This is a genomic window from Pseudomonas sp. AO-1, assembly GCF_019775695.1.
Lineage (GTDB): Bacteria > Pseudomonadota > Gammaproteobacteria > Pseudomonadales > Pseudomonadaceae > Aquipseudomonas > Aquipseudomonas parakoreensis.
The window spans coordinates 6,554,407-6,571,329 of record NZ_CP079947.1; the positions used below are offsets into that span (position 1 = coordinate 6,554,407).

1 protein-coding gene is annotated in these 16,923 nt (G+C 62.5%); it reads left to right on the forward strand.

All coding sequences use genetic code 11. The annotated features are described in order from the left end of the window. Nucleotides 1–43: 43 nt before the first annotated feature. Nucleotides 44–16,879 carry a LapA family giant adhesin gene (locus KVQ82_RS29925; protein WP_222017421.1) on the forward strand — a complete coding sequence of 5,612 codons (16,836 nt, stop codon included), beginning with the start codon at nt 44–46 and terminating at the stop codon, nt 16,877–16,879. Nucleotides 16,880–16,923 lie beyond the last annotated feature (44 nt).

Sequence of the window (16,923 nt, forward strand, 5' to 3'; positions counted from 1 at the left end):
AGGCAATGGAAGTCAACTGAACGTAACACCCGGAGAGTCTTCAATGAGCAGTGTTGTTGCCATCGTCAAAAGCATTGTCGGTCAGGTATTCGTGGTATCCCCCGAGGGTGTACGCCGCGTGCTCGTTGAAGGCGATCGCCTGTTCGTCGGCGACCAGATCGATACTGGCCTCTCCGGCGCTGTATCGCTGGAACTGGCGGATGGCCGCACCCTGGACCTGGGTCGCGAAACGCAGTGGAGCGCCAACGCGCCCGACTCCAGCACGGACCTGGCCGAAGCCACCGCGCAGGCCGCACCTTCTGTAGCCGAGTTGCAGCAGGCCATCGCCGCCGGTGCCGACCCGACCACTGCTCTTGAAGCCACCGCTGCCGGCGCGACCGCGGCGGGGACTGGCGGCGCGGCAGGCGGCGGCCACAGCTTCGTGATGCTCGACGCCACTGCTGGCCGCGTCGACCCGACCATCGGCTTCCCGACCGCAGGCATCAATTCCGGTGCGCAAGCGGCGCAGAACATCACCGGTGGCCAGACCACCGACACCACCACCAACGCTCTGCGTGAGTCGACCCTGAGCCTCAGCGCCACGCCGACCATCACCGAAGCCGGCGGCGTGCTGGTGTACACCGCGACCCTGACCCAGGCGCCGCTGACCGACCTGACCATCACCCTGTCCAACGGCTCGGTGATCGTGATTCCAGCCGGCTCCACCACCGGCACCGTCAACGTGCCGCTGGCGCCGAACGACACCGTTTATAACGACCCGACCCAGATCGACGTGACCGTCACCGGTACCACCGGCGGCAACGGCATCACCGTGACCCCGCCGACCACTCCGGCCACGACCCAGGTCACCGACACCATCGACACCACCACCGTCACCCTGACCGCTGGCAGCAGCGTGACTGAAGGCGGCCAGATCACCTACACCGCGACCCTGACCAACCCGGCACAGACGCCTGTCACCGTCACCCTGTCTAACGGCTCGACCATCACCATCGAAGCCGGCCAGACCACGGGCACTGTCAACGTGCCAACCGCGCCGAATGACGTCTATAACAACGGCAGCACCGTCACTACCACCATTACCGGTGCCACCGGCGGCAACTTCGAGAATCTGGTGCCGAACACGTCGCCAGCCGTGACGAACATCGTCGATTCGCGCGACACCACCGGCCTGACCCTGACCGCTACCGGCAGCGTGGTTGAAGGTGGCCAGATCACCTACACCGCGACCCTGACCAACCCGGCGCAGACGCCGGTTACCGTGACGCTGTCCAACGGCTCGACCATCACCATCGAAGCCGGCAAGACCACGGGCACCGTCAACGTGCCGACACCGCCGAACGACGTCTACAACAACGGCGGCACCGTCAGCACCACGATTACCGGTGCTACCGGCGGCAACTTCGAGAACCTGGTGCCAAACACGACGCCAGCGACCACCACCGTCACTGACTCCATCGACACCACCAACCTGTCGCTGAGTGCCACTGGCACCGTGGCCGAAGGCGGTTCGATCGTTTACACCGCAACCCTGACCAATCCGGCCGGTACCCCGGTGACCGTGACGTTGAGCAACGGCTCCGTCATCACCATCGAAGCTGGCAAGACCACCGGTACCGTGACCGTTCCCGCGCCTGCGGATGACGTCTACAAAGACGCCGGCAAAGTCGAAGTCAGCATCACCGGCACCAGCGGTGGCAATTTCGAGAACCTGGTACCAAGTACCGTTCCAGCCGTCACCGAAGTCACCGACACCATCGACACTTCGACGGTCAAACTGACCGCCGATACCTCGGTCGCTGAGGGCGGCACCGTCACTTACACTGCCACCGTAGGCGCGCCGGTCACCGGTTCGCCAGTGACCGTGACCCTGGCGAACGGCCAGACCATCACCATCGAAGTCGGCAAGACCACCGGCACCGTGACTACCACCGCACCGAACGATGCGCTGACCGGCAACCCGCCGCTGACCAACGCCATCACCAACGTCAGTGGCGGTAACTACGAGAACCTCGTCGCCGACAAAACCCCGGTTTCGACCACCGTTACCGACACCGTCGACACCACCAACCTGTCGCTGAGTGCCACTGGCACCGTGGCCGAAGGCGGTTCGATCGTTTACACCGCGACGTTGACCAATGCTGCCGGCTCGCCGGTCACCGTGACCCTGAGCAACGGCGCCGTGATCACCATCGAAGCCGGTAAAACCACCGGCACCGTGACGGTTCCGGCGCCTGTGGATGACGTATACAAAGACGCCGGCAAAGTCGAAGTCACCATCAACGGTGCAACCGGCGGCAACTTCGAAAATCTGGTGCCAAGCACTGTCCCTGCGGTCACCGAAGTGACCGACACCATCGATACTTCGACGGTCAAACTGTCCGCTGACACCTCGGTCGCCGAGGGTGGCACCGTCACTTACACCGCGACCGTTGGTGCGCCTGTGACTGGCTCGCCGGTTGTCGTGACTCTGGCCAACGGTCAGTCCATCACCATCGAAGTCGGCAAGACCACCGGCACCGTGACCACCACCGCGCCGAACGATGCGTTGAACGGCCAGGCACCGCTGAGCAACTCGATCACTGGCGTGACTGGCGGCAACTACGAAAATCTGGTGGCGGACAAAACTCCGGTTTCGACCACCGTCACCGACACCGTCGACACCACCAACCTGTCGCTGAGTGCCACTGGCTCCGTCGCTGAAGGCGGTTCGATCGTCTACACCGCGACCCTGACGAACCCGGCCGGCACCCCGGTGACTGTGACGTTGAGCAACGGCTCCGTCATCACCATCGAAGCCGGTAAGACCACCGGTACCGTGACCGTTCCAGCGCCTGCCGACGACGTTTACAAAGATGCCGGCAAGGTTGAAGTCAGCATTACCGGAACCAGCGGTGGCAATTTCGAGAACCTCGTTCCGAGCACCGTGCCGGCTGTCACCGAAGTGACCGACACCATCGACACCTCGACCGTCAAACTTACCGCCGATACCTCGGTCGCCGAGGGCGGCACGGTGACTTACACCGCTACGGTTGGTGCACCCGTGACCGGTTCGCCGGTTATCGTGACTCTGGCCAACGGTCAGTCCATCACCATCGAAGTGGGCAAAACCACTGGCACCGTGACCAGCACCGCACCAAACGATGCGCTGACGGGTCACGAACCGCTGACCAACTCGATCACCGGCGTCAGCGGCGGCAACTACGAAAATCTGGTCGCTGACAAAACCCCGGTCAGCACCACCGTCACTGACACCGTGGACACGACGAACCTGTCGCTGACTGCGACCGGCACCGTGGCCGAGGGCGGTTCGATCGTCTACACCGCGACCCTGACCAATCCGGCGGGCACTCCGGTGACCGTGACCTTGAGCAATGGCTCGGTCATCACCATCGAGGCCGGTAAAACCACTGGCACCGTGACTGTTCCAGCACCTGCCGATGACGTCTACAAAGACGCTGGCAAAGTGGAAGTCAGCATTACCGGAACCACCGGCGGCAATTTCGAGAACTTGGTGCCGAGCACCGTTCCAGCCGTGACCGAAGTCACCGATACCATCGATACGTCGACGGTCAAACTCACCGCCGACACTTCGGTAGCTGAAGGCGGGACTGTCACTTACACCGCCACCGTCGGCGCACCGGTCACCGGCTCACCGGTTGTTGTAACCCTGGCCAACGGTCAGACGATCACCATCGAAGTGGGCAAAACCACTGGCACCGTGACCACCACCGCACCGAACGATGCGTTGAACGGTCACGAGCCGCTGAGCAACTCGATTACCGGCGTAACGGGCGGCAACTACGAAAACCTGGTGGCAGACAAAACCCCTGTCAGCACCATCGTCACCGACACCGTCGACACCACCAACCTGACGTTGAGCGCCACCGGTTCCGTCGCTGAAGGTGGTTCGATCGTCTACACCGCGACCTTGACCAATCCAGCGGGCACACCAGTCACCGTGACCCTGAGCAACGGTTCGGTGATCACTATTGAAGCCGGTAAAACGACCGGCACCGTGACCGTTCCAGCACCAGCCGATGACGTTTACAAAGACGCTGGCAAGGTTGAAGTCACGATCAAAGACGCCGCAGGCGGCAATTTCGAGAACCTGGTGCCGAGCACCGTTCCAGCCGTGACCGAAGTCACCGATACCATCGATACGTCGACGGTCAAACTCACCGCCGACACTTCGGTAGCTGAAGGCGGGACTGTCACTTACACCGCCACCGTCGGCGCACCGGTCACCGGCTCGCCGGTTGTTGTGACCCTGACGAACGGCCAGACCATCACCATTGAAGTCGGCAAGACCACCGGTACCGTCACCACCACCGCACCGAACGACGCTCTGAACGGTCACGAACCGCTGACCAACTCGATCACCGGCGTAACGGGCGGCAACTACGAAAATCTGGTGGCGGACAAAACTCCGGTTTCGACCACCGTCACCGATACCGTCGACACCACCAACCTGACCCTGAGCGCCACCGGTACCGTGGCCGAAGGTGGTTCGATCGTTTACACCGCAACCCTGACCAACCCTGCCGGCACCCCGGTGACCGTGACCCTGAGCAACGGCTCCGTCATCACCATCGAAGCTGGTAAAACCACCGGCACCGTGACCGTTCCGGCGCCTGCCGATGACGTCTACAAGGACGCCGACAGGGTTGAAGTCACCATCAACGGTGCAACCGGCGGCAACTTCGAGAACCTGGTGCCGAGCACCGTTCCAGCCGTGACCGAAGTCACCGACACTATCGACACAACGTCGGTGAAACTGACCGCGACCGAGTCCGCTGCTGAGGGTGGCACGGTCACCTACACCGCTACCGTTGGTGCACCAGTGACCGGTTCGCCAGTCGTGGTAACTCTGGCCAATGGTCAGAACATCACCATCGAAGTCGGCAAGACCACCGGCACCGTCACCACCACCGCGCAAAACGACGCGCTGACGGGTCACGAACCGCTGACCAACTCGATCACCGGCGTCAGCGGCGGCAACTACGAAAATCTGGTCGCTGACAAAACCCCGGTCAGCACCACCGTCACTGACACCGTGGACACGACGAACCTGTCGCTCAGCGCCACCAACTCGGTCGCCGAGGGTGGTTCGATTACCTACACCGCGACTCTGACCAACGCTGCTGGCTCGCCCGTTACCGTGACCCTGTCCAACGGTTCGGTGATTACCATCGAAGCGGGCAAAACCACCGGCACCGTGACTGTTCCAGCACCTGCCGATGACGTCTACAAAGACGCCGGCAAGGTCGAAGTCACGATCAAGGATGCTGCGGGTGGTAACTTCGAGAACCTCGTTCCGAGCACTGTTCCGGCAGTGACTGAAGTCACTGACACCATCGACACCACGTCGGTGAAACTGACCGCAACCGAGTCGGCTGCTGAAGGTGGCACCGTCACTTACACCGCGACTGTCGGTGCACCCGTGACCGGTTCGCCAGTCGTGGTGACCCTGGCCAACGGTCAGAACATCACCATCGAAGTCGGCAAAACCACCGGCACCGTGACCACCACCGCGCCAAACGATGCGTTGAACGGTCATGCGCCGTTGACTAACGCCATCACCGACGTGAGTGGCGGCAACTACGAGAATCTGGTTGCCGACAAAACCCCGGTCAGCACCATCGTGACCGACACTGTCGACACCACCAACCTGTCGCTGAGCGCGACCGGTACCGTGGCTGAGGGCGGTTCGATCGTTTACACCGCGACGTTGACCAACGCTGCCGGCTCGCCGGTCACCGTGACCCTGAGCAACGGCGCCGTGATCACCATCGACGCCGGCAAAACTACTGGCACCGTAACCGTTCCAGCGCCAGCCGATGACGTCTACAAAGATGCGGGCAAGGTTGAAGTCACCATCAACAGTGCAACCGGCGGCAACTTCGAGAACCTCGTTCCGAGCACTGTTCCGGCAGTGACTGAAGTCACTGACACCATCGACACCACTTCGGTGAAACTGACCGCAACCGAGTCCGCTGCTGAAGGTGGCACCGTCACCTACACCGCGACTGTCGGTGCACCAGTGACCGGCTCGCCTGTGGTCGTGACCCTGGCTAACGGTCAGAACATCACCATCGAAGTCGGCAAAACCACTGGCACCGTCACCACCACCGCGCCGAACGATGCGCTGAACGGTCATGCGCCGTTGACTAACGCCATCACCGACGTGAGCGGCGGCAACTACGAGAATCTGGTTGCCGACAAAACCCCGGTCAGCACCACCGTGACCGATACCGTCGACACCACCAACCTGTCGCTGGCCGCGACCGGCACCGTCGCTGAAGGCGGTTCGATCGTCTACACCGCAACCTTGACCAACCCGGCCGGTACGCCGGTAACCGTGACTTTGTCCAACGGCGCCGTGATCACCATCGACGCGGGCAAAACCACCGGCACCGTGACCGTTCCAGCGCCAGCCGATGACGTCTACAAAGACGCCGGCAAGGTCGAAGTCACGATTAAGGATGCAACAGGCGGCAACTTCGAGAACCTGGTGCCAAGCACCGTTCCAGCCGTTACCGAAGTCACCGACACCATCGACACCTCGACGGTCAAACTCACCGCCGATACTTCGGTGGCTGAAGGCGGCACTGTCACTTACACCGCTACTGTCGGCGCTCCAGTGACTGGCGCGCCTGTTGTTGTGACCCTGGCCAACGGTCAGACCATCACCATCGACATCGGCAAGACCACCGGCACCGTGACCACCACCGCACCGAACGATGCGCTGAACGGTCACGAGCCGCTGAACAACTCGATCACCAATGTCAGCGGCGGCAACTACGAAAACCTCGTCGCCGACAAGACGCCGGTCAGCACCACCGTGACCGACACCGTCGACACCACTAACCTGTCGCTGAGCGCGACGCCGGCGGTGAACGAAGGTGGCCAGATCACCTACACCGCCACCCTGACCAACGCCGCCGGCACTCCGGTGACCGTGACGTTGAGCAATGGCGCGGTGATCACCATCGACGCCGGCAAAACTTCCGGCACCGTGACCGTCGATGCACCGAAGGATGACGTCTACAAAGACGCCGGCACCGTTGAAGCGACCATCAAGGGCGCGACCGGTGGCGACTTCGAAAACCTGGTGACCAGCAACACGCCGGCGGTGACCACCGTCAACGACACCATCGACACCTCCACCGTGTCGCTGACCGCCACCGCCAACGTCGCCGAAGGCGAGACCGTGGTCTACACCGCGAGCGTGACCGCGCCGGTAACCGGCTCCCCGGTCGTCGTGACCCTGTCCAACGGCCAGACCATCACCATCGCCGTCGGTGAGACCACCGGCAGCGTGAATTTCGTCGCACCGAACAGCCCATTGGCGGGCGGCAGCTCGCTGAGCGTCGCCATCGACAAGGTTGCCGGCGGCAACTATGAAAACCTGGTGGCCGACAAAACACCGGCGAACACCTCGGTGTCGGACACTGTCGACACTACCAATCTGAACCTGACCGCCAGCGACTCGGTGGCGGAAGGTGGTTCGATCGTTTACACCGCGACCCTGACCAACCCTGCCGGCACTCCGGTGACCGTGACCCTGTCCAACGGCGCGGTGATCACCATCGAAGCCGGTAAAACGTCGGGCACCGTGACCGTTCCAGCTCCGGCTGACGACGTGTACAAAGACGCGGGTAAAGTCGAAGCAACCATTTCCAGCGCTACCGGTGGCAACTTCGAGAACCTGGTGCCGAGCACCGTTCCGGCCGTCACCAACGTGACCGACACCATCGATACCACCACGGTCAAACTGACCGCGACCGAATCGGCTGCGGAAGGTGGCACCGTCACTTACACCGCGACTGTCGGCGCGCCAGTGACTGGCTCGCCGGTCGTGGTGACCTTGGCCAATGGTCAGAACATCACCATCGAAGTGGGTAAAACCACTGGCACCGTGACTACCACTGCACCGAACGATGCGCTGACCGGCCACGCGCCGCTGACCAACGCCATCACCGACGTGAGCGGTGGTAACTACGAAAACCTCGTGGCTGACAAAACTCCGGTCAGCACTAACGTCACCGACACCGTGGACACCACCAACCTGTCGCTCAGCGCGACCGGCACCGTGGCCGAGGGTGGCTCGATCGTTTACACCGCAACCCTGACCAACGCGGCTGGTTCGCCAGTCACCGTGACCCTGTCCAACGGCGCGGTGATCACCATCGAGGCCGGTAAAACCTCTGGCACCGTGACCGTTCCGGCGCCGGCCGATGACGTGTACAAGGACGCCGGTAAAGTCGAAGCGACCATTTCCAGCGCTACCGGTGGCAACTTCGAGAACCTGGTGCCAAGCACCGTTCCGGCCGTCACCAACGTTACCGACACCATCGACACCACCACGGTCAAACTGACCGCGACTGAATCCGCTGCTGAAGGTGGCACCGTCACTTACACCGCGACTGTCGGTGCCCCAGTGACCGGTTCGCCTGTGGTCGTAACCTTGGCCAACGGTCAGAACATCACCATCGAGGTGGGTAAGACCAGCGGCACCGTCACCACCACCGCGCCGAACGATGCGTTGACCGGTCATGCACCGCTGACCAACGCGATCACCGACGTGAGCGGCGGTAACTACGAAAACCTCGTGGCGGATAAAACGCCGGTTTCGACCAATGTCACCGACACCGTCGACACCACCAACCTGTCGCTCAGTGCCACTGGCACCGTCGCTGAAGGTGGTTCGATCGTTTACACAGCAACCCTGACCAACGCCGCTGGCTCGCCAGTTACCGTGACGCTGAGCAACGGCGCTGTCATCACCATCGAGGCCGGCAAAACCACCGGCACCGTGACTGTTCCAGCTCCGGCGGACGACGTTTACAAAGATGCCGGTAAAGTCGAAGCAACCATTTCCACCGCCACCGGTGGCAACTTCGAAAACCTGGTGCCAAGTACCGTGCCGGCTGTCACCGAAGTCACCGACACGATCGACACCTCGACCGTCAAACTGACTGCCGATACCTCAGTGGCCGAAGGTGGCACCGTCACCTATACCGCAACCGTCGGCGCGCCAGTGACCGGTTCGCCTGTGGTCGTGACCTTGGCAAACGGTCAAAACATCACCATTGAGGTGGGTAAAACCACTGGCACCGTGACTACCACTGCGCCTAATGATGCATTGACCGGTCATGCTTCTCTGACCAACGCGATCACCGACGTCACCGGTGGCAATTACGAAAACCTCGTGGCTGACAAAACCCCGGTCAGCACTAACGTCACCGACACCGTCGACACCACCAACCTGTCGCTGTCCGCCACCGGTACCGTGGCCGAAGGTGGCTCGATCGTTTACACCGCGACCCTGACCAACGCCGCTGGCTCGCCAGTCACCGTGACGTTGAGCAACGGCGCCGTGATCACCATCGAGGCTGGCAAAACCACCGGCACTGTGACCGTTCCGGCACCGGCCGACGATGTCTACAAAGACGCGGGTAAAGTCGAAGCGACCATCTCCACCGCTACCGGTGGCAACTTCGAAAACCTGGTACCGAGCACCGTGCCGGCTGTGACGCAGGTCACCGACACCATCGATACCACCACGGTCAAGCTGACCGCGACCGAGTCTGCTGCGGAAGGTGGCACCGTCACTTACACCGCCACTGTCGGTGCGCCGGTCACCGGTTCGCCAGTTGTGGTAACTCTGGCCAACGGCCAGAACATCACCATCGAAGTCGGTAAAACCACCGGTACCGTAACCACCACCGCACCGAACGACGCGCTGACCGGCCATGCGCCGTTGACCAACGCCATCACCGGCGTGACCGGTGGCAATTACGAGAGTCTGGTCGCCGACAAAACCCCGGTTTCGACTACCGTTACCGACACTGTCGACACCACCAACCTGTCCCTCAGCGCAACCAACTCGGTCGCCGAGGGTGGTTCAATCATCTATACCGCGACCTTGACCAACGCCGCTGGCTCGCCAGTCACCGTGACTCTGTCGAACGGCGCCGTCATCACCATCGACGCCGGTAAAACCACTGGCACCGTGACCGTTCCGGCACCTGCCGATGACGTGTACAAAGACGCAGGTAAAGTCGAAGCGACCATTTCCACCGCGACCGGTGGCAACTTCGAAAACCTGGTGCCAAGCACCGTTCCGGCTGTGACTCAGGTCACCGACACCATCGATACCACCACGGTCAAGCTGACCGCGACCGAGTCGGCGGCCGAGGGCGGCACCGTCACCTACACCGCCACTGTCGGTGCGCCGGTCACCGGTTCGCCAGTTGTGGTAACTCTGGCCAACGGCCAGAACATCACCATCGAAGTCGGTAAAACCACCGGTACCGTAACCACCACCGCACCGAACGACGCGCTGACCGGCCATGCGCCGTTGACCAACGCGATCACTAGCGTGAGCGGTGGCAACTACGAAAACCTCGTTGCCGACAAGACCCCGGTCAATACCACGGTCACCGATACCGTCGACACCACCAACCTGTCGCTGTCCGCGACCGGTACCGTGGCCGAAGGCGGCTCGATCGTTTACACCGCGACCCTGACCAACGCTGCCGGCTCGCCGGTTACCGTGACGTTGAGCAACGGCGCCGTGATCACCATCGACGCGGGCAAAACCACCGGCACCGTGACCGTTCCGGCACCGGCCGATGACGTCTACAAAGACGTCGGCACCGTTGAGGCCACGATCAAGACCGCGACTGGCGGCAATTTCGAAAGCCTGGTGACCAGCAACACCCCGGCCGTGACCAGCGTCACCGACACCATCGACACCACCACGGTCAAACTGACCGCGACCGAGTCTGCTGCTGAAGGTGGCACTGTCACTTACACCGCGACCGTCGGCGCGCCGGTCACCGGTTCGCCGGTTGTGGTGACCTTGGCCAACGGCCAGAACATCACCATCGAAGTCGGCAAAACCACCGGCACCGTGACCACCACCGCGCCTAACGACGTGTTGACCGGTCATGCACCACTGACCAACGCGATCACTAACGTCAGCGGCGGCAACTACGAAAACCTGGTGGCCGACAAAACGCCGGTCAGCACCACCGTGACCGACACCATCGACACCACCAATCTGTCGCTGTCCGCGACCGGCACCGTGGCCGAAGGTGGCTCGATTGTTTACACCGCAACCCTGACCAACGCCGCTGGTTCGCCAGTGACCGTGACGCTGAGCAACGGTGCAGTCATCACCATCGACGCCGGTAAAACCACTGGCACCGTGACCGTCCCTGCCCCGGCCGACGACGTCTACAAAGACGCCGGCACTGTTCAGGCAACGATCAAAACCGCGACCGGTGGCAGCTTCGAGAACCTGGTACCAAGCACCACGCCAGCAGTGACCAGCGTCACCGACACCATCGACACCACGGGCGTGAAACTCACCGCCACGGGCACCGTGGCCGAAGGTGGAACCGTCACTTACACCGCTACCGTTGGTGCGCCAGTTACCGGCTCGCCTGTCGTCGTGACCCTGGCCAACGGTCAGACCATCACCATCGACATCGGCAAAACCACCGGCACCGTGACCAGCATCGCACCGAACGATGCGCTGACCGGTCACGCGCCGTTGACCAACTCGATCACTAACGTGACCGGCGGCAACTACGAAAACCTTGTGGCCGACAAGACCCCGGTCAGCACCACCGTGACCGACACTGTCGACACCACCAACCTGTCCCTGAGCGCCACTAATACGGTCGCCGAGGGTGGTTCGATCATTTACACCGCCACCCTGACCAACGCCGCTGGTTCGCCAGTGACCGTGACCCTGAGCAACGGCGCAGTGATCACAATCGACGCCGGTAAAACCACTGGCACCGTGACCGTTCCTGCCCCGGCTGATGACGTCTACAAAGACGCCGGCACCGTGCAGGCAACCATCACCAATGCCAGCGGCGGCAACTTCGAAAACCTGGTACCAAGCACCGTACCGGCCGTGACCAGCGTCACCGATACCATCGACACCACTACCGTGAAGTTGTCTGCCACCGGTACAGCGGCTGAAGGCGGCAACGTCGTCTACACCGCCACCGTCGGTGCGCCAGTCACAGGTTCGCCAGTCGTGGTGACTCTGTCCAACGGCCAGACCATCACCATCGACATCGGCAAAACCACCGGCACCGTGACCACTACTGCGCCAAACGACGCGCTGACCGGCCACGCTCCACTGACCAACGCCATCACCAACGTCAGCGGCGGCAACTACGAGAACCTCGTGGCCGACAAAACGCCGGTCAGCACCACCGTGACCGATACCGTCGACACCACCAACCTGTCGCTGTCCGCGACCGGCACCGTGGCCGAAGGCGGCTCGATCGTTTACACCGCAACCCTGACTAACGCCGCTGGCTCGCCAGTGACCGTGACCCTGAGCAACGGTGCAGTGATCACGATCGATGCAGGCAAAACCACGGGCACCGTCACCGTTCCGGCTCCAGCGGACGACGTCTACAAAGACGCCGGCACCGTGCAGGCCACGATCAAGACTGCCACCGGTGGCAGCTTCGAAAATCTGGTACCAAGCACCACGCCAGCCGTGACCAGCGTCACCGACACCATCGACACCACTGGGGTGAAACTCACCGCCACGGGCACCGTGGCCGAAGGTGGCACCGTCACCTACACCGCCACCGTCGGTGCGCCTGTGACTGGTTCGCCAGTCGTGGTAACCCTGGCCAACGGCCAGACCATCACCATCGACATCGGCAAGACCACCGGCACCGTGACCAGCATCGCGCCAAACGATGCACTGACTGGCCACGCGCCGTTGACCAACTCGATCAGCAACGTGACCGGCGGCAACTACGAAAACCTCGTGGCCGACAAGACCCCGGTCAGCACCGCCGTAACCGACACCGTCGACACCACCAGCCTGTCGCTGAGCGCGACCCCGGCGGTGAGCGAGGGCGGCCAGATCACCTACACCGCGACCCTGAGCAACGCCGCCGGCTCGCCGGTGACCGTGACCCTGAGCAACGGCTCGGTGATCACCATCGACGCCGGCAAAACCACCGGCACCGTGACCGTTCCGGCTCCGGCTGACGATGTCTACAAAGACGCCGGCAGCGTGCAGGCGACCATCACCAATGCCAGCGGTGGCAACTTCGAGAACCTGGTACCGAGCACGACACCGGCCGTGACCAACGTCGCCGATACCATCGACACCACCACCGTCAGCATCACCGGCAGCACCTCGGTGACCGAAGGCCAGACCGCCAGCTACACCGTCAGCCTGACGCACCCGGCGCAAACCGACGTGACCCTGAAGATCGTCTACAGCGGCACCGCTGCCGACGGTTCGGACTTCACTGGCGTGTACACCGTGAAGATTCCGGCGGGCGCCAGCAGCGCGCAGTTCAACGTCGCGACCATCGATGACAAGATCACCGAAGGCACCGAGAACTTCGTGGTCAAGATCGACTCGGCCACCGGCGGCAACTTCGAGAACCTGGCCGTCAGCAGCACCAACGGCAGCGTCAGCACCTCGATCATCGACAACGATGCACCACCGGTCATCGACCTGGATGCCAACAACTCCAGCGGCGCCACCGGTGCCGACTACAAGGTGACGTTCACCGAAAACACTCCGGGCGCCGGCGTGTCGATTGCCGATACCGACCTGACGATCACCGACCCGGACAGCACCATGCTGACCGGTGCGACCATCGTCCTGACCAACCGTCAGGACGGCGATGCGCTGAACCTCGGCAACAGCGTCAACGGCATCACCATCAATGCCAACAGCACCAACGGCACCGTGACCCTGACCCTGTCGGGTAACGCGACGCTGGCCGACTACATGCAGGCCATCAAGAACATCACCTTCACCAACAGCAGTGAAGACCCGAGCACCGTGCCACGGATCATCACCGTGACCGTGACCGATGGCGGCAACTACTCCAACACCGCGACCACCACGGTCAACGTGGTGGCGGTCAACGATGCGCCTGTTGCAGCGCCAGTCAACGTCACCGGCACCGAAGACACCCCGCTGATCCTCGGCTGGTCGACCTTCGGTGTGACCGACGTGGACAGCCCGGCCAGCAGCCTGGGGATCAAAATCACCCAGCTGCCGGGCGAAGGCAAACTGCAGTACCTGGACGGTTCGACCTGGAAAGACGTCGCCAACAACCAGACCTTCAGCAAGGCTGACATCGACGCTGGCAAGCTGCGCTTCCTGCCGGATGCCAACGAGTCGGGCGTCAACGGTTACGGCGGCACCGGCCTGGGCAACAACCAGGCCGACTACGCGCAGATCAAGTTCCAGCCCACCGACGGCCAACTGCTGGGCAACACCGGCACCGTGAAGATCGACATCACGCCAGTGGCGGATGCACCGACCGTGAGCGTGGCCGACAACAGCGTGAAATCCACCGGACTGGTCAAGGAAGTCTGGACCGGTCTGGCGGGCCTGGGTACCAGCGGCAATGGCGCTGACTCGACCACGCTGAAAAACGTGATCGATGGCGCCGGCACCCCGAACTCCAGCACCAACGTGACCAACGTGCAGTCGGACGGCAGCGTGACCGCCGGCACCGCGTCGAAAACCTCGGGCCTGATCTATCTGGAAGCCGGCAAGACCTACAGCTTCAGCGGCGTGGCTGACGACAGCCTGCTGATCACCATCGGCGGCAAGAGCGTGGCGTCGGGCACCTGGGGCGCGGGCGGTACGATCAGCGGTTCGTTCACCCCGACCACCAGCGGCTACTACACCCTGGACATCTACCACCACAACCAGAGCGGCCCGGGCAGCTATGACGTGAACCTGTCGGTCAACGGCAGCACGCCGATCGACCTGAGCAGCGCCGGCGTGCCGATCTACACCGGCGTGCAGGATCTGGTGAACGCCGGTGTGACCGTCTCCGACCTGCACGGTACCAACGGCGAAGGTTATTACGACGGCTACAAACTCAACACCGGCGCCGAAGGCACCACGGTGAAACTGTCGGCGATCAACACCGCGCTGACCGACACCGACGGCTCGGAAACCCTGAGCGTGAAGATCAGTGGCGCGCCGGTCGGCTCGGTTCTCTCCGACGGCCATGGCCACAGCTTTACTGTCACCGCGAGCAATGGCGAAGCCAACGTTACCGGCTGGAGCCTCGGCAGCCTGACCGTGACCCCGCCGACCTACTACAACGGCCAGTTCAACCTGACCGTGACGTCGACTTCCACCGAGATGGTCGGCGGCTCGGCCAGCAGCACCGCGACGATTCCGGTCACCGTGGTGCCAGCGGTATACAACGCCGTGGTCGGTACTTCGGGCGATGACACCTTCAACGGCACCGACGGCAACGACATCATGGTCGCCGACATCGGCGGTCTGACCGTGGTGCCGGGCACCAACTACAACATTGCGTTCATGGTCGACAGCTCGGGCAGTATGAGCACCTCGTCGATCAACGCGGCCAAAGACTCGCTGACCTCGGTGTTCAACACCCTCAAGCAGAGCCTGGGCGGCAGCAATTCGGGCACGGTGAACATCTTCCTGGTGGACTTCGATACCCAGGTCAACAAGTCAGTCTCGGTCAACCTCAACGACCCGAACGCGCTGACCCAGCTCAAAGCCGTACTCGACTCGATGACCTCCGGTGGCGGCACCAACTACGAAGACGTGTTCAAGACCACGGCCAACTTCTTCCAGAGCACGGAAGCGCTGGCCAACACCGGGGCGAAGAACCTTACCTACTTCATCACCGACGGCCAGCCGACCTACTACCAGAGCGGCGAGCAGACCAACCCGACGCTGTATGGCAGCGTGAAGTTCGACAGTGTGGTCACGACCAGCAACTACAAGCTGGGCGATACCTTCAGCACGTACATCGACAACACGCATTACCTGAGCATCACCGCCAGCGGTTATGCCCAGTTGCAGACCTACAACGGCCGCGGCTGGACCACCACCAACCTGGGCACGGTTCACGCTCAGGGTGATGGCACCTACGAGCTGTCGAGCCTGGCCGGTACTGGTAACAGCACCACGACTGCCACCACCGACAACTCCAGCAGCAGCTTCGCCTTGCTCAGCGGTCTGTCGAACGTCGAAGCCATCGGTATCAACAGCGGTGTCAGCCTCAACGACCTGAAACCGTATGACTCGGATCACTTGCCGCAAACCAACATCGATCCGAAGGATCTGGCCAACTCGATCATCGGCCATACCGAAGCAACGATGCCGGGCAACGACACCGTCAGCGGTGGCGACGGCAACGACATCCTGTTCGGCGACCTGGTGAGCTTCAACGGCATTGCCGGCGAGGGTTATCAGGCGATGCAGGCGTTCGTGGCGCAGCAGACCGGCGTGGATGTCAGCAAAGTCACCACCAGCAACGTGCACCAGTACATCACCGAGCACTATCAGGCGTTCGATGTCTCCGGTGCGCACGATGGCAACGACACGCTGCTGGGTGGCGCAGGCAATGACATCCTGTTCGGCTCGGGCGGTAACGACCTGCTCGACGGCGGCAAGGGCAATGACATCCTGCTCGGCGGCACCGGCAACGACACGCTGATCGGGGGCCAGGGCAACGACATCCTGATCGGTGGTTCCGGTGCTGACACCTTCGTCTGGAAAGCAGGCGACACCGGCAACGACGTGATCAAGGACTTCAACGCCAGCGAAGGCGACCGCATCGACCTGCGTGACCTGTTGCAGGGCGAAACCGGCAGCACCATCGACAACTTCCTGAAGATCACCACGGTTGATGGCACGTCGTCGCTGCAAGTCAGCTCGGCGGGCAAGTTCAACTCCGGCGACGCGGCAGCCGCCACGCCGGACGTGACGATCAAACTGGAAGGCAACAACTGGTCGAGCGCCAACATTCACAACCTGATCGCCGGCAGCGATCCGACCATCAAGGTCGACCACAACAACAGCTGATGCGTGAACAAAACGGCCGACCCTTGGGGCGGCCGTGACGTTTG